Raw genomic sequence first — 20,830 nt, 5'->3', positions numbered from 1 at the left:
TTTGCAATCGGCGGCAGGCGGCCAAAAGTTGCCAGACGAAACAAAAGTGCCAATATCAACAGTCCAGCCCAAAGCAGGCGTAGGGTGTGGGAAGTTTACGAACCGCACCAATCGCGAATGATGCGGTGCACGCTGATTACCACATCCTACAGGCTGCAACCTGCAAACAAAGTCCGTAGGGCGGAACACAATGGCGGTTCCGCCCGTATGTGGGTTATTTCCATTCGAAGGATCGCCTATCGGCATCCGACTTACGTGTTGCGATAGCAATCCGCCATGAAGATGTATCCGGCGTTTTGTATCGCGAAAACGCCCTACGGGCTATCTTGCTGTTAGAATTGAAAGCCTGCTTTTGGTTGCAAGGTCGAAATTTTTTATGTGAAAAACCATGAAGGAATCAAAGTGATAGAACTAACCGCATTAAAACCTTTTGCCAGTATTGCAGGAAAAATAGGAGGGAGCTTATTTACTTCAATATTAGCTAAAAAACTAACCGAGAAAGGCCAACAAAAACAACTACAACTTTGTGTTGATGGACTATGCGAAGAATGGTTGATGTCGGTTTTAAAAAGCCTGCAAAGTATGGATTATGAAGAAGCCGCCTTACAACAACTTTTTCCCCATTACAGCGACGATTTAGAGCAATTTGTTAAAGATGAGAAAGTTGCCGAAGAGCTGTTAAAACCTTTAACTGAAGACACCAGTAAATATCATATAAATGCTTCTTTTTTAGCTCAACGTTGGAAAGAATTGGAGCTGCAAGAATTGCCAGATGAGTTTGACATGGAGGATGTTTGTCGTTTGTATGTCCGGCGAGTGCAAAAACAAAGTGTTATCACGCCAGAATTGCGTCAGTTATACCTTGCCCAATTAGCACAAGAAAGCACCAATTACTTGCAAGCTATTCGCGGATATTGGCCGGATTTTGATTTAGAACGCTACAAAGAACGCCTTACTACCCGTTATAAAACTCTCGATTTATCTGCATTAACACCGCCAGCGCGTGATGACATTGATGATGTCAGGATTTTATTGCAAGACGTTTTTATTCCTCAGACTGTGCGCGAAAACTTGCCACCGCGTGAATTGCCGAAAGAGTTTTGGTTGCGTTTGCAATGCCAAGGTGAAGTTGATAAAGATTTGCCAGATTCATTTGAATCGAAAGAATTCAATTGGGCGCAGCAAACTGCCAAGCCGGTATTAAATATTTTTCATCAAGAAAAACTGGTTTTGTTGGGCGACCCTGGTTCGGGTAAGTCGAGTTTAGCGCGGTTTTTATTGCTGAGTTGTTTAACGCCTCCGAATAACCCGTCATTAGATTGGTTAGCGCCATTAAAAGGCCATTTGCCGTTGCTGATTGAGTTACGCGCTTACATTGCCGCTGTGGAAGCCGAACATGCGGAGAATTTTTTGGAGTATTTGCATTATTTAGGCAAGTCAGAAGGTTATGCTATCAATCATCAAGAATTACAAACACAATTAAAAACGCAACCTGCATTAGTGATGTTTGATGGTTTGGATGAGATTTTTGACTTAAGCAAACGCGGAAAAATCACCGAAGAAATTATCGGTTTTGCCCATGATTATAAAAGAGCACGAATTTTAGTCACCTCGCGGATTGTTGGTTATGACGGGCTGGCATTACGTTCGGCTGATTTTAAGGAATATACGTTACAGGATTTGGATAAAACCCAAATTCAAACCTTTGCCGATGGCTGGTTTAAGTTGGTGTTTAGGGATAAGCCGGATGAAGTCAACAGCCGTATTGAGCGTATTCAACAAGCCATCAGCCATTCGCCAGCCATTGCGCAATTGGCGGGTAATCCGTTGTTGTTGACTATTATTGCGATTATTGCCAAGCATCAAGAATTGCCGCGTGAGCGAGTGTTGCTGTATGACCATGCGGTACGGGTATTGTGCCATCACTGGGATGTAACGGGACATAAAATTAATGACGCGCCGGCTGATTTTATGCGGGAAGCCGATAAATTGGAGTTATTGCGCCGCGTGGCGGTGCGGATGTTAAAGTCTGATGGCGGCTTAAAAGGTAATGCGATTTATGCCGATGATTTACAGCAGGAAATTGAAGCGTATTTAACCCAGCGTTGGCAATTGCCGGTGACTGATTCGGCACGGATTGGACAAGCGATTATTGAACAGTTACGCGCCCGCAATTTTATTTTGTGTTTTTATGGCGTGGGTGTGTATGGTTTTGTGCATCGCACGTTTTTGGAATATTTCTGTGCGTTGGATATTGTGCAATCCTTTGAAAAGAAAAAGGAGTTGTCATTAGAGCAGTTAATTAAATTGTTTAAAGGCCATTATCAGGATGATGTGTGGCATGAAATTATGCGCTTAATTTGTGGCATGGTTGATGCCAAATTTGCCGGGAAATTGATTGAGTCTATTTTGCCTAAAAGAGAACAGGCTTTTGAAAACAGTGCAGAATTAACACTGGCGATACAATGCTTGGCTGAAATTGCTGATTTGCTTGAAACGCCTGAAACCGCTAAGCAAGTACTAGCTTGTTTATGTGGATGGTTTGAAAGAAATCATAGAAATAGAAAATCATTCGAACCAAATGTTGAAGAATTATTTGAAGAAAATGCCCTGCCTGCTATTGAGAGGATTGGAAAAAACTGGGTTGGAAGAGATGAATTTGTAGACTGGCTCAAATTACCTAACAAACAAACAAATGGTTTTTCTGGTTCATACTGTTTTGGGCGTATTGTTTTTGCGCTTTGGTCAAATCACATTGAAATTGAGCAATATTTAATAAATCTAACGCAAGAGGAAGAAATATCAATTAGGCACATGACTTTTGATGCTTTAGCACGTTGTTTTAAAGAGTCCACTGCAAATTTACTCAAGGAACAAATAACGACTGATATGGCTAATGTTTGTATCTGGACTTTAACTAAACATTACCAAGACTTGCCAGAAACTTTCCCGCTGATAAAACAGTGTTTGCAAGATGAGGATAGAGATGTACGTAGAGCTGCGGTTAGCGCTTTAACTGAACATTATCGAGACCAAGCAGAAACTTTCCCGCTGATAAAACAGTGTTTGCAAGCTGAACATAGCGATGTACGCCAAGCTGCGGTTAGCGCTTTAGCTGAACATTATCGAGACCAAGCAGAAACTTTCCCGCTGATAAAACAGTGTTTGCAAGCTGAACATAGCGATGTACGCCAAGCTGCGGTTAGCGCTTTGGCTGAACATTATCGAGACCAAGCAGAAACTTTCCCGCTGATAAAACAGTGTTTGCAAGCTGAACATAGCGATGTACGCAGAGCTGCGGTTAGCGCTTTAACTGAACATTATCGAGACCAAGCAGAAACTTTCCCGCTGATAAAACAGTGTTTGCAAGATGAGGATAGTGAGGTATGTCTAACTGCGGTTAGTGCTTTAACTGAACATTATCGAGACCAAGCAGAAACGTTCCCGCTGATAAAACAGTGTTTGCAAGATGAGGATAGTGAGGTACGCAGCGCTGCGGTTAGCACTTTAACTGAACACTATCGAGACCAAGCAGAAACTTTCCCGCTGATAAAACAGTGTTTGCAAGATGAGGATAGTGAGGTACGCCGAACTGCGGTTAGTGCTTTAGCTAAACATTATCGAGACCAAGCAGAAACTTTCCCGCTGATAAAACAGTGTTTGCAAGATGAGGATAGTGAGGTACGCCGAACTGCGGTTAGTGCTTTAGCTAAACATTATCGAGACCAAGCAGAAACTTTCCCGCTGATAAAACAGTGTTTGCAAGCTGAACATAGTGAGGTACGCAGCGCTGCGGTTAGCGCTTTAACTGAACATTATCGAGACCAAGCAGAAACTTTCCCGCTGATAAAACAGTGTTTGCAAGCTGAACATAGTGAGGTACGCAGCGCTGCGGTTAGCGCTTTAACTGAACATTATCGAGACCAAGCAGAAACTTTCCCGCTGATAAAACAGTGTTTGCAAGCTGAACATAGTGAAGTACGCAGCGCTGCGGTTAGCGCTTTAACTGAACATTATCGAGACCAAGCAGAAACTTTCCCGCTGATAAAACAGTGTCTGCAAGATGAGGATAGTGAGGTACGCCGAACTGCGGTTAGTGCTTTAGCTCAGAAAAATTATGCTGAGAGTATTAAGAGAAGATTATTGTCTAGGGATTTAGATAATTTGGATCCTTGGCTAGATATTTTAGAAGCGATTACTCAAGTGCGGATAGAAAAAGCCGCCAAACGGTTAAACCTTAGCGCAGAAGAAATTCGCCAACATTACGAAGAAATTTCTGTTGATATTCCGTTGATATTGGAATGGAAACAGTAATAACCAGCAAGGAGCCTGGATGGAGCGCAAGCGGAATCCGGGATTTGACGACTCGGAATCCGGCGCGGATTGATATCGTGCAACCCGGTTGGGTTTTGCTTTGATCCCGTATTCCGCACCGCCTCATGGTTTGCATTTAGCGGCTGTGTATTACCAAAATTCAATTGCGTTTACCTAAACCCGCCAACAGCTTTTCCAGTTCGATTTTTGCAAGTTTACCTGTCCCGTTGCGCGGAATCTCGGTAACGAAATGAATTTTTCGCGGCAGAAACACCTCGTCTAGATAAGGCTGTAAGCCCAGCCGAATGGCTTGTTTGCTTAGTCCGCTGACCACGACAGCGGCCAATCGCCCATTGTCCTGGGTAAAACAAAAGCCGTCTTCCACACCGTCTATATCTTGCAAGCGGCGATTCAGTTCGGTCAAGGAGGCGCGTTTGCCGCCGATTTTTACCATATCCCGATCCCGGCCCAATACAGCGAAGCGGCCGTCGGCTGCGATTTCCATATTGTCTTGCAACGACACCGCTTCCGACAAATGCGCTGATTCCAGGCGGGTCGATCCGCTTATATCTTGACTTAATCGGCTGCCAGCGTAAGGTCGCCACAGGTTTTCCCGTAAAGTCTCGCGGCTGGCAAACGACAGGGTTTCGGTGCTGCCATAGATTTCACGCGGGGATTGCCCTAAAATTGCCGCCGTTTCACCGGCCAGCTTTTCGGACAAAGTGTCGGTAGCAGAAATAATGCCGGCCAGATTGTCCCAGGCGGCGTTGGTTTTGATTAAGGATCGCAAATGGGTCGGCGTTGACGCCAACACCGTAGGCCACGGCGCGGTGTTAATCGTCTGCCGGATGTCTTCGGCGAAGAACGGCCGGCCGTCGTGCAGCACCAGTTGGGAAAACAACGGCCAAAATACCGAGGTTTCCAGGCCGTACATATGTTGCGGCGGCGTGGTGGATAGCATTAATAATTGCTGCTCCGCCAATCCCAGGCTGCTGACCGCCATTTCGGCGGAGGTTTTAAAGGTATGCAGGCTATGCGGACACGGCTTGGGTGTGCCGGTACTGCCGGAGGTGAAGGCGATTACGGCGGTGCGCTGCCAATCTAAATGCGGTGACGATGCTGCGGTTGCAGAGTTTGGCGCGATGACTTCGAACCAATCCAAACCTGTTTGCTGCGGAGCGTGTTCTCTGGCGATATACGCGCCGGGATAGTCGCGTAGAATTTCCAGGATAACCGCCATTTGCCCGGCGGGTGGCAGCAGGCAAATCTGCCCGCGTACCGTGGCCGCTAACAGGCAGAGACAGAATAGGTAGCGGTTTTCGCATAAATTAAATTGATAGGGCTGATCCGGTAATTGCGCGGCCAGGGCCTTCACGTCCGCCCATAAATTGCCGCGGCTTACCACTTGGCCGTTATAGAGGGCAAACGGCGCTGTTTGGCTGGAATCCATTGGTGTCTGTGGGGCGGGGATTTTGTGGGATTCCTGCATGGAATGGGCTTTATTCTATTCGGTGCAATGCCGTTAAGTTATGCTTTGGCGTTGTTAATGCCCCTCTTTGAAAAAGAGGGGCAGGGGAGATTTCATAAATAAATCCCCCTCGAGCCCCTTCATGCCCATATGGGTACTTTTCCAACGGGGGAAGAACGTTAACTTAGCGGCATTGCCGCTGTTTCTGAATTTTGTACTGGACGTATTTTAACCGGATAAGAGGGTTGGTAAGTAAATGGATGCAGATGTATTGATTATCGGGGCCGGCCCCTCCGGCAGCGTGGCTGCCAAGATGCTGAAACAACTCGGTCACCAAGTGGTGATTCTGGAAAAGGAACAGTTTCCGCGCTTTTCGATTGGCGAAAGCCTGCTGCCTCAGTGCATGGCTTTCATGGAAGCCGCTGACATGCTGCCGGCCGTGACGGCGGAAGGTTTTCAATTCAAAAACGGCGCGGCATTTTCCAGAGCCGGCAAACTCACCGAATTCGATTTCACCCAGAAATTCAGCCCAGGCTGGGGCACCACCTTTCAAGTACCTCGCGCCCATTTCGATAAGGTTTTGGCCGACAGCGCCGAAGCGGCGGGCGTGCCTATTCATTATCAACAAACCATCCTGGCCGCTGATTTTAGTGATCCCCAACAAGTCAGGCTGACCAGCATCGATGCCGATGGTGTACAAAAGGACTGGACTGCGGCGATGGTACTCGATGCCAGTGGTTTCGGTCGGGTGTTGCCGCGACTCTTGGATCTGGAAACGCCTTCTTCCTTGTCGCCGCGCCGGGCGCTGTTTACGCACATTGAGGATCGGATTACCGTGGCAGATTACGACCGCAATAAGATTCTGATCGCGATTCATCCGAAATTTCACGAGATATGGTATTGGCTGATTCCGTTCAGCAATGGCAGATGCTCATTGGGTGTGGTTACGCCCGCCGGCTTCCTGGACGAACGTAGCGGCGAGCCCTTGGAACTGTTGAGAGAAATTGCGTTTGAGGAGCCTAGACTGGCCGAGCTGCTGGCCGACAGCCGATTCGATACTCCTGCTAACACCATCGGCGGCTACTCGGCCAACGTCAAGCAACTCTATGGCCAGGGTTTTGCCTTACTTGGGAATGCCGGCGAGTTCTTGGATCCGGTGTTTTCATCCGGTGTGACAATTGCGATGAAATCAGCCGCGCTGGCCGTGCCCTTGGTTAACCGGCAATTACGCGGCGGGCCGGTGAACTGGTCTGTCGAATACGAACAGGCTTTGCGCAAGGGCATAGAAGTGTTTCGGGCCTATGTGGAGGCTTGGTACGATGGCCGTTTCCAACAAATTATCTTCGAAGAAAATCAGTTGGCCAGCGTCAAAGCTATGATCTGTTCCATCCTGGCCGGCTATGCCTGGGATGAAGAAAACCCGATGACGCAGCGCTCCGCCAAAAAAATCGAGGCCATCTTGGCAACTTATCAAACTGCCTGAGCGGTGTAATTTGTATTTACATGATTTAGGCATGGTCTGCGCCCTGGGCGGCAGCAATGCGGATATTTTAGCCGGGTGGCTTGCCGGTCGCTCTGTTCATCCGGTGCCGCCGGTCTGGCTGGACTCGATCATTCCCGCCTTCGGCGTAATAACCCAGCTACCTGCCATTCCGTCTAACCTCAAACAATATGATTGCCGCAACAACCGTTTGCTGCTGTCGGCGCTCCACCAGATTGAGGCTTCGGTCAACACAGCCATAGCCCGTTACGGCGCGGAACGGGTCGGCATAGTGGTCGGCACCAGTACCTCCGGGATTGCCGAGGGTGAAACCGCCGTGCAAGTGTTGCGGGAAACCGGAGGCATGCCAAGCCACTATCACTACAAGCAGCAGGAATTGGGCGGTGCGGCGGAGTTTTTGGCGGCTTACCTGGATATTCGCGGTCCGGCCTACACCGTGTCCACGACCTGTTCATCCAGCGCCAACGCCCTGGCCTCAGCGCGCCGCCTGTTACGTTTGGGTGTCTGCGATGCGGTCGTGGTCGGCGGAGCTGACAGTTTATGCCGCACCACGCTGGAAGGCTTTTTTGCGTTGGGTGCCCTTAGCAAAACCACTTGCAATCCGTTCAGTAAAAATCGCGACGGGACGATGATAGGCGAAGGAGCCGCTTTATTTCTAATGACGCGGGAACCCGGCGAAATCGCCTTGCTAGGTGTCGGCGCCAGTGCCGATGCCTATCATATTTCCGCGCCGCGCCCTGACGGTAGCTGCGCGTTACTGGCGATGCAGGCTGCGCTGGCTGATGCACAGCTAAAGCCTAAGCAAATCGATTACATCAATCTGCACGGCACGGCCACCTGGCAAAACGATGCGATGGAAAATCGGGCGGTCGGGCAGTTGTTCGGTAGCGATACATTTTGCAGTTCCAGCAAACCATCCACCGGCCATTGTTTGGGAGCGGCCGGTGCGCTCGAAGCGGGTTTGTGCTGGTTGCTACTGTCTGATTTACATCAAGAAACTCGTTTGCCGCCGCATCTGTGGGATGGCGAACCTGATCCCGACATGGTGCGGCTGCATTTGGTCGGGCTGGAAAACCAGGCGCTAAAGCCGCTACAATACTGCCTCAGCAACTCTTTTTCATTCGGCGGAAACAATGTGTCCTTGCTCATTGGACATCCCTGACAGCCCTGCGGTTTTTCCTTACCCCATCGAAACGCTAGTACCTCAGTCCGGGCGTATGGTATTGCTAGACCGGGTGCTGGAAGTAGGGGACAGCCATATCGTAGTCGAATTGGAGGTGCGCGAAGACGGCCTGTTTTCGTGTAGCGATCATAGCGTACCGGCTTGGGTGGGCTTGGAATATATGGCACAAGCCATTGCCGCCTACTCCGGGTATCACCGCAAGTGCCGAGGCGAAGCGATTGGTTTGGGGTTTTTATTAGGCACTCGCTACTTCGAATGCTCGGTCGGCAGTTTTCCCTGTGGTGCCAAACTGACCGTCAGTGCGGAAAAAATTATCGAGGCCGCCAACGATATGTCGGTGTTCGACTGCACGATAACAGGGCAAAATATCAAGGCCAGCTCCAAGTTAAATGTGTTGCTGCCACAGGATTCGCAAAAATTTCTCGCCGGAAAAGGAATATGAGCCAACCAACCATCCTGGTCACAGGATCCAGCCGAGGCATCGGCAAAGCCATCGCCCTGCGCCTTGCTCGCGAGGGCTACGACATTGTGCTACATTGCCGCAGTCGGCTGGATGAAGCCGAGCAAGTCAAACAGCAGATTGTCGAGATGGGCCGCCAAGCGCGCGTACTCAGTTTTGATTTAGCCGACCGGAATGCGGCCAAAGACAGTTTGGAAAACGATATTCATACCCATAGTGCCTACTACGGCGTGGTCTGCAATGCCGGCCTTTCACGAGATAATGCTTTTCCGGCCCTGAGCGGCGAAGATTGGGACCAAGTATTGCGCAGTAATCTCGATGGTTTTTACAACGTGCTTTATCCGCTAGTCATGCCGATGATACAACGCCGTAAACCGGGGCGCATCGTCACGCTGTCTTCCGTTTCCGGTTTAGTCGGTAACCGCGGCCAAGTCAATTACAGCGCGGCCAAAGCCGGCATTATCGGCGCGACTAAAGCGCTAGCGGTTGAGTTGGCGAAACGCAAAATCACCGTCAACTGCGTGGCTCCGGGTTTAATCGAGACCGATATGCTGGAAGGTTTGCCGCTTGAAGAGGCATTGGCCGCGGTGCCTGCCAAACGTTTGGGTACGCCAGAAGAAGTCGCCGCATTGGTGGCGTTTTTGATGTCGGAAGATGCCGGCTACATTACCCGCCAAGTAATTTCCGTGAACGGAGGTTTGTGTTGACGCGGCGTGTGGTCGTTACCGGTATGGCCGGCTTTTCACCGATTGGTAACGATTGGCAAGAAATCCGCAGCAGACTTCTGGCAAAGCAATCGGGCATTCGCTACATTCCGGAATGGGAGATTTATAACGGTCTGCTGACCCGCTTGGCCGGGCCGGTGGAAAACTTCACGCTGCCGGCGCATTACACCCGTAAAAACACCCGTAGTATGGGCCGAGTCTCGCTATTGGCGACCCGCGCCAGCGAACTTGCCATGATCGATGCCGGTTTGCTGGGCGATCCGGTGATCAGCGGCGGCCGCACCGGCGTAGCCTACGGCTCGTCGGTTGGATCGACGCCGGCCATCGCCGACTTCGGCAGAATGCTGATCAATCACGACATCGGCAATCTGAATGCCACCACCTATCTAAAAATGATGGGGCATACCACCTGCGCCAACGTCGCTTTGTTTTTTCAAGTGCGCGGCCGGGTCATTCCTTCAGTCAGTGCCTGTACCTCGGGTAGCCAGGGCATAGGTTACGCCTACGAGGCGATCAAATACGGTTTGCAGGATGTGATGCTGGCGGGCGGCGCGGAAGAACTTTGCCCGACAGAGGCGGCGTTGTTCGATGCTCTATATGCCACCAGTACCCGGAACTCAGAACCAGAGTTAACCCCCAGACCGTTCGACCGCGACCGCGATGGATTGGTGATAGGCGAGGGTGCTTGCACTTTGGTATTGGAGGAACGGGAACGCGCTTTGGCGCGCGGCGCGCGGATCTACGCCGAAGTTGCCGGGTTTGCCACCAATGCCGACGGTGTGCACGCCACGCAGCCCAATGCCGACACAATGCAGGTGGTGATGCGTCTGGCCATGCAGAATGCTCAGCTTGAGCCGCAGCAAATTGCTTATATCAGTGCGCACGGCACGGCCACCGAGCAGGGCGACATAGCCGAAAGTCATGCAACGGCCGCGGTGTTTGGCGGCAATACCCCGATTAGCAGTTTGAAAAGTTTCACCGGCCATACCTTGGGTGCTTGCGGGGCCTTGGAAGCCATGGTGGCGATTCAGATGATGCGGGAAGGCTGGTTTCATCCCAATTTGAATCTGGATAATCTCGACCCGCGTTGTGCCGAACTGGATTATCTGACCGGCGACGGGCGTCATATCCACGCCGACTACATCGTCAGCAATAATTTTGCGTTTGGCGGTATTAATACGTCCTTGGTTTTACAGCGTTGGGATAGCTGAGTTGACCGAAAGCTTGGCCGAATTTGGTATCGAAAGCCGTTTGGCCTTCACAGTAAAGCACTGGTGTTTCTGGCAATCCGCGCATCATCCCCAGACCAAGGTCTGGCCCAACGGTGAAATATTGCCGCATAACCAAGGCAAAGCCGATGTGGGGTTTTTACCGGCGATGCAAAGGCGCAGATTATCGCCTTTAGCCAGAGCCGCCTGCGCTGTGGCCTGGCGCTGTCGCGGCGAAAATGGCGACATGCCCTCGGTGTTTTTTTCAAACCATGGCGAAAGTCAGTATTATTTCGAGATGCTGGAAGAGTTGGCAGAGGGCGAACATGTCTCGCCTAGCCGCTTTAGTCAATGTGTACATAATGCCATCGCCGGCTTGGCGAGTTTTCATGGCTCCAGTTTTCTGCCTTATGTCGCGTTGGCCGGCGGTACGGAAGGGCTGTTTTCGGCTTTTCTGGAAGTCGGCGGCATGCTGCTGGATGCTCCCCAGGTTTTGCTTGTCTGCTATGAGCAGCCTCTCCCCGACGCTTATTTACCCTATCTGACCGGCAGTCAAACGACCTGGGCTTTGGCGATGACGCTGGCGAGGTCTGGCGACGTGGGGCCGCAATTGCAGTTGACGCGGGAGCCGGAAAATGGCCCGGCATCGCCGCAAAATGGCTTGCCGAAGTTAGTTCAATCAGTCATATCTGGCCAGCAAAGCGGCTATTGTCGGCAGGATAGGGCTATCTGGCATTGGCGTTTGGATGGTGTTTCGTGATTTCGATTGCCAGCAGCGTAAGCGATCTGCCGTAACCCAGGGTATAATCCACGCTTGGCGTAGTAATTTATCGCGCGGTTGGCGCAGATACTTTGGTGCTTGGAGTGATGCCAGAGGACAATACAATATCAACCGATACTCGCTAAATCGAGGCTTTAGAGCGATTGTCAGGCCGAGTCGAGTATCGCAATAGGAAACAACACCCGTATGAAGACCCAAGAAGACGTATTCGCCACCTTAAGAGAATTGATGTCGGAAATGTTCGAGTTAACGCCCGATGACATTACCTTGGAGGCTAATTTGCGGCAGGATTTGGACATCGACAGCATCGATGCGGTGGATTTGATGGTCAGGCTGCGCGAGATCACCGGTAAACGCATCAATCCCGAAGACTTCAAAAATGCCCGCACCATTCAGGACGTGGTGGATACTGTTTATCGGATCAGCGCTGAATAGGCCTGGATGTTTAAAGGTTTTCACAACAATCAGGTGCCGACAAAGATTCAGGCAAATCCCGATACCAGCGTTTGCCCAAAATCCCCAGCAGAACTTCGGCAAATTATCCTTAATGTGATTATCGGGGCAGCGACTGTCAGCTATCCCTTTCTGATTTGGTTTTCCGCCGATTATTTTCAGCCCCGCGCCATGGCTTTGGGGCTAGCCGGATTGTTCTTGCTGCGTTACTGGCTGCAAAAACATCGCAATTCGGCCGGGCTAGCCGAGTCTCGGCTGATATTGGCGTGCGCGCTGTTTCTGTTGCTTGGCGCACTGGTTAACGATGCAGGCTGGCTGCTGGCTTATCCGGTGTTCGTCAGTATGCTGTTTTTTGCGGTATTTTCCTTTAGTTTGATTCATCCGCCGACGGTGGTGGAACGGTTGGCCAGGCTGGAATTTCCGGATCTGCCTGCTCATGGCGTGCTGTATACCCGCAGAGTAACGCTGGTTTGGAGCTGTTTTTTTCTCGGCAATGCGGCAATTTCTTTGCTGACGATTTGCTATGGCGACCGCTGGTTGTGGAGTCTTTACAATGGTTGCATCTCCTACGTACTGATGGGTTTGTTGATGGCAGCGGAAATGGCGGTACGCCGCAAAGTGAAGGCCAGCTTTTGAGTATGGACAATCAGGGAAGCGAACCAGATGTTTTGTTTCCGGAAACGCTAAGCGAACACATTCAGCTCGATGGTATGGTGCTGGCGTTGCGCATCCCCAAAGATTTAACTTATTTCAACGGTCATTTCGACGAAATTTCGGTGGTGCCCGGGGTAGTGCAAATTCAATGGGCGGTGCATTATGCCCGGCAATACTTCGGTTTATCTCGCGACTTCAGTCATATGGAATCGGTAAAATTCAAAGAGCTGTTGTTACCTGGACAAGAGCTGGAATTGGCATTGCACTATCTGCAACAAGCCGGCAAACTCACTTTTTGTTACCGTTCGGCAGCCTGCGAATATAGCTCGGGTAGAATCTACTTTCATGACGACCTTATTTAAGCCCTGCATCCTGATTCCGGTTTATAACCATGAAAAGCCGCTCCCCGGCATTATTGAGCGTTTGGCGGCGCATGAACTGCCTTGTCTGTTGGTGGATGATGGTAGCGATGCGTCCTGCGCCCAGGTGATTCGCGGCCTAGCTGAGCAATATGACTGGGTGCAAAGTATCAGGCTAGAGGTAAACCAAGGTAAGGGCGCGGCGGTCAAGGTCGGCATTCTGGCGGCTCAAGCCCAAGCCTATTCGCACGCGCTGCAAGTCGATGCCGACGGCCAGCACGATTTAAACGATCTGGATAAATTTCTAAGCGCCGCCAGACTAGCGCCGGAAGCAGTGGTTATCGGCCGAGCCCTGTTCGACGCATCGATTCCTAAACTGCGCTACTACGCTCGCTACCTGACCCATATTTGGGTACATATCAACACCTTATCTTTTGCCATCCCCGACTCGATGTGCGGCTACCGGGTTTACCCGCTGGCATCCGCCGCAAATTTAATCCAAAGCATTGCCACGGAAGATCGCATGGGCTTTGATACGGAAATTTTGGTGCGGCTTTATTGGCAAGGGGTGTCTATCGTCTCCATTCCCACCCAGGTTCGCTATCCGCTGGATGGCTTATCGCATTTTCGGGCTTGGGAGGATAATCTGCTGCTCAGTCAAACCCATGCCCGTTTATTTTTCGGTATGTTGTTACGCTGGCCAAAACTGCTGCTGAGGCATTTGCAATGACACGCGCAACTGCCGCTACCCGGCATTGGGCCGCTGTAGAGGAAAACAGCCTGTTGTGGGGCATACAGGCTTTGGTATGGGTATATCGGCTGTTTGGCCGCTGGGTATTTCGTTTGGTTTTGCGACCGGTGGTGAGTTACTACTTTCTGGCCGGACGTCTTGCCCGCGAGTCATCAAGGGAATATCTGCGGCATCTGTCCCGGTTTTACCCGGAGTTGGGTTTAGGCGGCGGGCTCTGGCAAAGTTACCTGCATTTCTTAAGCTTCGGCGAAACCTTGCTGGACAAAATTGTGGTGTGGACCGGCAATATCACGCCGGAACACGTGGATTTTCCCAATCGCCAGCTGCTGCTGGATTTGATCGAACAAAAGCGCGGGGCTATGCTCCTGTCCGGGCATATCGGCAATCTGGAAATCTGTCAGGCCATCGCCACGATGCGCGGCCACATCCATCTCAACATCTTAGTGCATACCAAACATGCCGAGAAGTTCAACCGCCTGCTCGGCAGTCGCGGCAGCGCCACGATACAGTTGATTCAAGTAACGGAGCTAAGTCCGGCGATTGCGATCAGCTTGCAGGAAAAGATCGAGCGCGGCGAATTTCTGGTAATGGTGGGAGACAGAGTACCTGTGCAAGGCAGTCGCACCGTGCCGGCCAGCTTTCTGGGAGAGGACGCCGAATTTCCGCAAGGTCCGTATCTGTTGGCTTCCTTGTTACGTTGCCCGGTTTTTACCCTGTTCTGCTTCCCGGTAGATGGACGCTTCAAAATTCATCTTGAACCGTTCTCGGACAGCATTCGTATCCCGCGAGCCGAACCCAAACGACAAGACATGCTGCAATCTCTGGCTAGACAATATGCCGAACGGTTGGAAACGTATTGCCGCATCGCACCACTGCAATGGTTTAATTTTTACCCGTATTGGCGCAAGCCAGTCGCGGGTGACAGCGGTCAAATAGCCGCCGAGGACAAGTAAATATGTTGCGCGCCGAAGTGGAATTAACTGTGCCGTTTCACGACATTGATCTGCTAAACATCGCTTGGCACGGGCATTATTGCAAATATATCGAGATTGCCCGTTGCGCGATGCTGGACAAAATCGGCTACGGTTACATGGCCATGAAAGAAACCGGATACGTCTGGCCGATTGTGGATTTGCAGTTGCGTTACGTGCGTCCTGCGCAGTTCGAGCAGCGGATTCGGGTATCGGCGGAGCTGGTCGAGTGGGAATATCGGATGAAGATCAAGTATTTGGTCGCCGATGCCGAATCCGGCGAAGTCTTAGCCAAGGGCCATACCATCCAGGCGGCCGTCGATGCGGTCAGCCGCGAAATGTGCTTCGCTTCGCCAGCGGTGTTTTTGGAAAAACTCGGCATTAAAATCGATTCGCCCTAGACAGACGCTTGCTATGGCGCTTGTGTTCAGGACTTTCCTGGCTTGTTCTATCTGTTGTACTGTCGCGTCGCTGTTTTGCTCAGCGTCAGCATGTTCCTAACCTTTTGCTCGAGGAATTTTGACTATGTTCAGAAAAAACTGCATTTTGATGTGGCTATGCCTGGCTGTTTTGGCGGTAGGTTGCAAGAAGGACCTGAAACCCGGCGAAGGTGCGGCCGCGGCCGTGCAGCCCGCTCAGGTTTATTACACGCAGTTCAGCCTGTTCCAAGAACAAAACAAGTTTCGCACCACCAATTATCGTAAAGGCCAATTGATTCCGATCAATACGCCGGTCGCGTTGCTTAAGCTGAATTCCGACGAAGCGGTGCTGAGGATAGAATCCAGCGGCCAACTGATTACAGTCGAAAACGTGCAAAAGTTTACCAAGGACGATATGCCCATCGCCTTCAGTAAAATTGCCGGTACCAGTAAGGTCGACCTTAACCAATTTACTGCCGCTGAGCGTGAGAGCATTTTGGTGGGGCAGGTGAAGACAGGCATGAGCAAAAAAGCCGTACTAGCCGCCATCGGCTACCCGCCGCAGCATGTGACGCCTTCGCTGGATAGCGACAACTGGACTTACTGGTCCAATTTGTTCAACCGCTTTGTGGTGAAATTTAAAAACGGCAAGGTCGATAGCATTGTCGAATAATCTCTGAGCATTATGGTTTTAGGGTGTTCCCTCACACAAGTCTAGCCGCCAATAGCATCTGCTTGAGCGGCCAGTGATGGCTTAGGCAATGGGCACTCGAATGGATTTTAATATCAAAATAAGGAGCAGGATCACGACTATGGACAGGACATTGGCAGAAGTCCCGCCCTTTCTAGAAAGTACGTCCAATTGTTCCTGTAACGTTTGGGATGAAGTTTTTACTGCCAAAATTTTTTCCTTGCAATGAATGTAGTAAATAGCATTCGCATACATAGCTGGCAATACAAATACACCTAAAAAGTACAAAACACCATTTAGGTGTATTGTCATATCCACTGCAAAAACAAACAAAGACCAAAAACAATATAGGATGGCATCAACCCACAACTTTCTGTATATAAACCAGAAAAAGGTGAAAAAGAAAGCTGACCAATGCCAAGATATTTCGACTTTTCCTTGATTATGGAATTGAGAAAAATGCAACAAATAATACTGTTGCTTTTTGTCGCCAAGGATGGCCTTATAAAACTTCTCCTCGAGACCAAGGTTATCAGTTGTAGGATTTTGCGATATAGACTCATAACCACCCAAGCATCACCTCCAGCATAGTTGTAAACCACTGTAGCAACTATTCAAACCCAAATCCCGCTTTAGCCCAGGCTTTGGTTCCCCCCTCCAAATTGCTCAAATGTTCGTAACCCAGTTCGTGTAGCGTTTTGGCGGCGGCATTCCCCATCGGGCCACCTTCGCAATACAGATAAATCGGGGTGGCTTTATCCTTGGGTAGTTTATCCAGGTATTTTTCGATGTCGTTATAAGGAATAAACGCATCGGTGCCTTTGATATGCCGCTGCTCGGGGGTGTGCACGTCCACCAGAAAAATATCCTGACGTTGCATCAGCTGATTTAACTCCGGCGCCGTGACCATTTGTAAATAATTGGGTGCTTGAAACGCGCAACCGCTCAGAAACAGGGCCAACGCTGCACTGGCATAGGTTTTATTCATGGCTTAAATCTCCGAAATCAGATGGGTGCGTTAGGGATTTTGGCAACGATCCAAGCTTTCGCTTAACGTGACCGGTTGTAAATTCTCGGCGGTAATGGCGTCCAGCAGGGGCGGCAATACCTCCAGAATCACTGGCTGGCCGCTGCTGGTCCGCGCGACGTTACTGTCATGCAATAACAGAATGTCGCCAGCCTTCAGGTCTTTCAATAGTTTTGCCAGAACCACTTGCGGATTGCCGTCGATAGTATCGAAGCCGCGCCGGGTCCAACTCGCCAATTGCAGCCCCAAACGCTTGAGTACCGGGTCCAACAGAGGATTTCGCAAGCCTACCGGCGGCCGGAAAAATCTCGGACGGCTGCCGGTGACTTCCGTCAGAGCCTCCTGGGCGGCGTTGAGTTCCGCCATCCAGCCATTTAACAACAGAAACGGCAAATGGTATTGGTGGTGCATGCTGTGATTTTCCACCGCGTGCCCGCGTTTGACGATGTCCCGGCATAGGTCAGGGTAGCGTTGGGCTTTGGCGGCGATACAGAAAAATGTCGCCTTGGCACCGCGCTGCTCCAGAATATCGAGCACGGCCGGGGTGATGTCCGGGTCGGGGCCGTCGTCGATGGTAATGGCGATTTCGCCGTGCGCCACAGAAGCGGGCGGTAACGAGGTCCAGTTCGATCCCGTCCAATCGCAACGCGGCCAAAGGCCGGCAAAGGTTAACACCAAGTGGTCGACAATAATCGCAGTCAGGGCCCAGGGCCAGATACTAGGCTGCACGGCTACCGCCAACAGCGCAGCGGCGGTTAACCACAAGGAAGCCTTTATCAACGGCGTTGGTTGCCAATCTCGGTAAGCGGAAAAATTCATCATGAGTGGGATAGGGGGTTGGCCTTGTACGCGTCTCCAGTGCCGAGCAAGGCGGCGATCAGGTTTTTCTGCACTTCCGAACTGCCGGAAAACAAGCGGCCGGCCATGGCATCCTGCACCAATTCCGCCAGCGCACTACCCGATTCCAAGCCGGCCGCGCCCATGATCTGCACCGCATCCAGACTGGATTGCAAGAAAGCCTCTGCGGCGTATAACTTGGTTTGCGCCGACGCCAGGGTAAGGCGTTGACCGGCGTCGCAAAGCCGCGCGCATTCGTTTAACCATAACGCGATAGTATCCAGCCTTAGCTTCATCTCGGCAATCCGATGGCTGATGGCCTGATGCTTACCCAGATGCACACCGCCCGAGCGCCGCTCACGGCTGTAACGCACCACCTCCGTTAGCTGCCAGTCCATGATGCCGGCAATGCCGGCAAAGACAAAGGCCCGCTCGTATTCCAGCGCCTTCTGGATCATCTGCGTGCCGGCACCGATCTTTCCCAGCAGGCGATCAGCATCGAGCCGGCAATCCTGCAAAATCACACTACCGGTGGCGCTGCCCCGGCAAGCAGCCAGCGCGGCTTCATCACTAACACGGCAGCCGTCATCGTTACGGGAAACCAGAAACGCGCAAATCTTGCCGGTCAATTTGGCGTACACCACCAAGCAATCGGCCACGGGGGCGTTGGTGATATAACGCTTTTCGCCGTTCAACACATAACTGTCGCCGAGTAACGCCGCGTGGGTTGTCATCGCCTGTACGTCGGAGCCGCAAGAAGGCTCGGTGATCGCATGCCCGCCCAGCCATTGTCCGCTGATCAAGGGCGGCAGAAATTGTGCTTTCTGCGCCTGGCTGCCGTACAACAGAATAGGAAAAATCGATCCCCACAAATGCGCATTGACCGCCAGCATCAGGCCAGGGTCGCGGCAAGTTTCTCCGAGTCGGCGATGGCTTTTGACTAGTGCGGTAAAGTCGTCGCCAAAACCGCCGAAGTATTGGGGGAGGGCATGGCGGAACACACCCAACTCGGCGACGGTACGTAGCCTGGCTTTGATTTGGGCATCATTCGGTGGGCCGGCATATGCGGGTATGCTGGAGAAATCGGGGATTTTAGTCATGACGGAGCCGTTGACGAACCTAATAAAGCCCAATTGTATCGTTCCCACGCGGAGCTTGGAAACGCAGGAAAATCGCAGCCGTCATGCCGGCAGAAAAATGCAGAACAGTGGCAACTAATCTTGCCTCCTATTCCCAGGCACCCAGCTAAAGGTATCCAGTGGTGGGTGATCAAAACCTTCGCCCACCAATTTAGTTGCTCGTTGCTTTTTCGACATTCGGCCGTTCAGCACAAAAGGTGGCGGTAACTTGCTGTCCAACGCTAACAAAATAGCATCCAGATATTCGGTGCGCTCGTTTAGGACCAGTACTTTTCGTCCCAGATTAAAAGCTGTAATAATCTCCCGAGCAATCGCCGCCGTTCGATACAAACCCAGCCAAATTTTGAACGCCTTGGGTCGGCCGATTCTGTTGAAAAAGTCGGTTTTTTGAGTGTGAGTCGGAAGGGTGTTGATTGATTGCCTTGGTTTTTCAGAAGCCGTTAGGTGAGTTTTTCGCTTTCTGGCGCGTAAATACGGCTTATATTGCCGTTATGCGGGTATCAATTGGGTTACTGGTTCATTGATGGCCAACCTCTTTGCCATTCGCCTTAGATTTTGGGCCGTCGCCGCCAATAGAAACTCATCTTTGGCATTACTGAAGCCTCGTAACCGCAGCTTATCCATTTTCAAGATGCGTTTGAGATGGGCAAACAGCATTTCCACCTTCTTGCGCTCCTTGCGTGACTGCTTATAAGCATCGGTTTTGGTAATGGCACGAGCGACATCACGAGCCGATTCGTGGGGGCTTCGATCGATTTGACGATTTGCCATGTTAGGACAGCACTGCGCTTTGAGCGAACAGGCTTGGCAATCCAATTGGCTGGCGCGATAGCGATAAGGGTTTTTCTGTTTGCTGCGCCAAGCGATTTTCAGAGGCTTACCCGCAGGGCAGATATACCGATTATTCTCCGCGTCATAAGTAAAGTCAGAGCGACTGAAGGTGCCATCGCTGCGTTCTGACTTATCGAATACGGGTACATGTGGTGCTATATCTTTTTCATCGACTAACCATCCGAGCATGGCAGCTGAACCATAATTGGTATCGCCCACCAAACGTTCGGGCTTCAGACCAAACGTCTCTTCTACCCGATCAATCATGGTCCGAGTCGCCTCCACTTCGGCGGCTTTATTGACCGCTGAGGCTTCTACGTCGAGGATGATGCCGGCTTCCAAGTCGATCAAGTAATTGGTTGAATAGGCAAAGAATGCAGGGCCACCGGGTGCGGCCGTCCAGGTAGCCGCCGGATCAGTCAGTGAAAGCGTCCGGGTGGACTCTTTGGGGTCATTGGTTTCTTCTACTGCCGCGAGATATTCACGGACCGGACGTTCTGCTTGAGCGGGATCGCCCCAGTCAATGTCGTCACCATTTTCTACTCGACGTTGCCGTTGGGCATCGGCTTTGATGATGCTCGCGTCGGTGGCAAAACCCTCGCCACGCACCAGGCCTTCTGCCATGCATCGTTTCAGGACCGTTTCAAACACTAGCCGAAAAGCCTGGCTTTCCCGAAAACGGCCCAGGCGGTTCTTGGAAAAGGTGGAATGATCCGGCACAGGATCGTCTAAATCCAGTTTGCAAAACCAACGATAAGCCAAGTTGACATGCACTTCTTCACAGAGACGGCGTTCGGACCGAATGCCAAAACAATAACCGAGGATTAGCATCCGGATCATCAGTTCGGGAGCAATCGATGGTCGGCCGATAGGACTGTAAAACTCCGCCAATTGCTGACGAAAATCACCCAAGTCAAGAAAATGGTTAATGCCTCGCAGCAGATGATCTTTGGGAATGTGGTTTTCGAGACTGAAACAGAAAAACAACTGCTCCTGAATCCCTGATTGTTGTCCCATCATGGCGTCACCTCATGATTGAGTGGCTGTTAGCTGTATTT

The 20,830-nt window shown here is 51.1% G+C and carries 20 protein-coding genes; 14 read left to right on the top strand and 6 right to left on the bottom strand.

Annotated features, from left to right (window positions below):
* Positions 1-378 precede the first annotated feature (378 nt).
* Entirely contained in the window at positions 379-4,314 is a 3,936-nt protein-coding gene (locus tag ACR64Q_RS10395) for a HEAT repeat domain-containing protein (protein WP_483823322.1), read from the top strand.
* A 160-nt stretch (positions 4,315-4,474) separates the two neighbouring features.
* Here ACR64Q_RS10395 and ACR64Q_RS10390 read toward each other — a convergent pair whose 3' ends face one another.
* Positions 4,475-5,764 (bottom strand): AMP-binding protein, encoded by a 1,290-nt coding sequence (locus ACR64Q_RS10390; RefSeq protein WP_313734596.1) that lies wholly within the window; start codon positions 5,762-5,764, stop codon positions 4,475-4,477.
* A gap of 274 nt (positions 5,765-6,038) precedes the next feature.
* Here ACR64Q_RS10390 and ACR64Q_RS10385 point away from each other — a divergent pair, with 274 nt between their 5' ends.
* The 13 genes from ACR64Q_RS10385 (at position 6,039) to ACR64Q_RS10325 (ending at position 15,920) form a co-directional block, all read left to right on the top strand.
* Positions 6,039-7,265, top strand: coding sequence for an NAD(P)/FAD-dependent oxidoreductase (locus tag ACR64Q_RS10385; protein WP_313734595.1), 1,227 nt, complete (start codon positions 6,039-6,041; stop codon positions 7,263-7,265).
* 31 nt (positions 7,266-7,296) lie between these two features.
* Positions 7,297-8,445, top strand: coding sequence for a beta-ketoacyl-ACP synthase (locus ACR64Q_RS10380; protein WP_313734594.1), 1,149 nt, complete (start codon positions 7,297-7,299; stop codon positions 8,443-8,445).
* On the top strand, positions 8,417-8,908 hold the full coding sequence (locus ACR64Q_RS10375; protein WP_313734593.1) for a hotdog family protein: 492 nt from the start codon (positions 8,417-8,419) through the stop codon (positions 8,906-8,908). The genes ACR64Q_RS10380 and ACR64Q_RS10375 overlap by 29 nt, the downstream gene beginning before the upstream one ends.
* Positions 8,905-9,633 (top strand): 3-oxoacyl-ACP reductase FabG, encoded by a 729-nt coding sequence (fabG, locus tag ACR64Q_RS10370; protein WP_313734592.1) that lies wholly within the window; start codon positions 8,905-8,907, stop codon positions 9,631-9,633. The genes ACR64Q_RS10375 and fabG overlap by 4 nt, the downstream gene beginning before the upstream one ends.
* Positions 9,627-10,862, top strand: a complete 1,236-nt coding sequence (locus ACR64Q_RS10365; RefSeq protein WP_409521173.1) for a beta-ketoacyl-ACP synthase — start codon at positions 9,627-9,629, stop codon at positions 10,860-10,862. The genes fabG and ACR64Q_RS10365 overlap by 7 nt, the downstream gene beginning before the upstream one ends.
* A 1-nt stretch (position 10,863) precedes the next feature.
* Positions 10,864-11,619, top strand: a complete 756-nt coding sequence (locus ACR64Q_RS10360; RefSeq protein WP_313734591.1) for a beta-ketoacyl synthase chain length factor — start codon at positions 10,864-10,866, stop codon at positions 11,617-11,619.
* Between the two features lie 207 nt (positions 11,620-11,826).
* Positions 11,827-12,075 (top strand): acyl carrier protein, encoded by a 249-nt coding sequence (locus ACR64Q_RS10355; RefSeq protein WP_020481223.1) that lies wholly within the window; start codon positions 11,827-11,829, stop codon positions 12,073-12,075.
* A 6-nt stretch (positions 12,076-12,081) separates the two neighbouring features.
* Positions 12,082-12,729 carry a COG4648 family protein gene (locus tag ACR64Q_RS10350; protein ID WP_313734589.1) on the top strand — a complete coding sequence of 216 codons (648 nt, stop codon included), beginning with the start codon at positions 12,082-12,084 and terminating at the stop codon, positions 12,727-12,729.
* Positions 12,730-12,731: 2 nt separating this feature from the next.
* Positions 12,732-13,109, top strand: a complete 378-nt coding sequence (locus tag ACR64Q_RS10345; RefSeq protein WP_313734588.1) for an ApeI family dehydratase — start codon at positions 12,732-12,734, stop codon at positions 13,107-13,109.
* Positions 13,093-13,836: a glycosyltransferase family 2 protein gene (locus ACR64Q_RS10340; RefSeq protein WP_026600764.1), complete on the top strand. Its 744-nt coding sequence runs from the start codon at positions 13,093-13,095 to the stop codon at positions 13,834-13,836. The genes ACR64Q_RS10345 and ACR64Q_RS10340 overlap by 17 nt, the downstream gene beginning before the upstream one ends.
* Entirely contained in the window at positions 13,833-14,810 is a 978-nt protein-coding gene (locus tag ACR64Q_RS10335) for a lysophospholipid acyltransferase family protein (RefSeq protein ID WP_313734587.1), read from the top strand. The genes ACR64Q_RS10340 and ACR64Q_RS10335 overlap by 4 nt, the downstream gene beginning before the upstream one ends.
* Before the next feature lie 2 nt (positions 14,811-14,812).
* Entirely contained in the window at positions 14,813-15,229 is a 417-nt protein-coding gene (locus tag ACR64Q_RS10330; protein WP_409521172.1) for an acyl-CoA thioesterase, read from the top strand.
* A 124-nt stretch (positions 15,230-15,353) separates the two neighbouring features.
* Positions 15,354-15,920, top strand: coding sequence for a hypothetical protein (locus tag ACR64Q_RS10325; protein WP_313734586.1), 567 nt, complete (start codon positions 15,354-15,356; stop codon positions 15,918-15,920).
* Between the two features lie 81 nt (positions 15,921-16,001).
* Here ACR64Q_RS10325 and ACR64Q_RS10320 read toward each other — a convergent pair whose 3' ends face one another.
* The 5 genes from ACR64Q_RS10320 to ACR64Q_RS10300 all read right to left on the bottom strand — a co-directional run bounded on the left by ACR64Q_RS10320 (position 16,002) and on the right by ACR64Q_RS10300 (position 20,792).
* On the bottom strand, positions 16,002-16,511 hold the full coding sequence (locus ACR64Q_RS10320; protein ID WP_313734585.1) for a DUF2628 domain-containing protein: 510 nt from the start codon (positions 16,509-16,511) through the stop codon (positions 16,002-16,004).
* A gap of 37 nt (positions 16,512-16,548) precedes the next feature.
* Entirely contained in the window at positions 16,549-16,926 is a 378-nt protein-coding gene (locus ACR64Q_RS10315) for a rhodanese-like domain-containing protein (protein WP_313734584.1), read from the bottom strand.
* 30 nt (positions 16,927-16,956) lie between these two features.
* Entirely contained in the window at positions 16,957-17,787 is an 831-nt protein-coding gene (locus ACR64Q_RS10310) for a polysaccharide deacetylase family protein (protein ID WP_313734583.1), read from the bottom strand.
* A complete protein-coding gene (locus tag ACR64Q_RS10305) occupies positions 17,784-18,902 on the bottom strand; it encodes an acyl-CoA dehydrogenase family protein (protein WP_313734581.1) in 1,119 nt (372 codons plus the stop codon). The genes ACR64Q_RS10310 and ACR64Q_RS10305 overlap by 4 nt, the downstream gene beginning before the upstream one ends.
* Before the next feature lie 528 nt (positions 18,903-19,430).
* Positions 19,431-20,792, bottom strand: coding sequence for a transposase (locus tag ACR64Q_RS10300; protein WP_313733591.1), 1,362 nt, complete (start codon positions 20,790-20,792; stop codon positions 19,431-19,433).
* Between the last annotated feature and the right edge of the window lie 38 nt (positions 20,793-20,830).

Source organism: Methylomonas sp. 2F7 (genome assembly GCF_057126975.1).
The sequence above is the reverse complement of the archived record's forward strand: the minus strand, read 5'-3'. Positions and strand labels throughout refer to the sequence as shown.